Annotated in this window: 1 pseudogene; it reads left to right on the forward strand. The window is 44.0% G+C overall.

Annotated features, from left to right (window positions below):
• Nucleotides 1–530: pseudogene (locus tag Q1A01_RS23675) on the forward strand (hypothetical protein); the annotation flags it as partial.

Raw genomic sequence — 530 nt, forward strand, 5'->3', positions numbered from 1 at the left:
GATCCAGATACTCCAGCAGATCCAGATGGTAATATGACCGATCCATTAGATCCAGATACAGATGGCGATGGTGTAACCGATGGTGATGAAGCAAATGATGGAACGGATCCAAATGATCCTTGTGATCTAATTGTAGATAACCAGACAGAGACACCAAGTGAGGAGTATGGAGATTTAGATTGTGATGATGATGGATTAACCAATGATGAGGAGACTACAGGTGTAGATGATCCAAGTACTCCAGCTGATCCAGATGGTAATATGACCGATCCACAGAATCCAGATACGGATGGAGACGGAGTAACCGATGGTGATGAAGCGAACGATGGTACGGATCCAAATGATCCTTGTAGTTTAGATATCGGAAGTCAAACAGTCGATGCGAGTAACGAATGGAATGATCTAGATTGTGATGGTGACGGACTGAATAATGAAGAGGAGACTACAGGTGTAGACGATCCAGATACTCCAGCAGATCCAGATGGTAATATGACCGATCCATTAGATCCAGATACAGATGGCGATGGTGT

The sequence above is a fragment of the uncultured Dokdonia sp. genome (assembly GCF_947492815.1).
Taxonomy (GTDB): domain Bacteria; phylum Bacteroidota; class Bacteroidia; order Flavobacteriales; family Flavobacteriaceae; genus Dokdonia.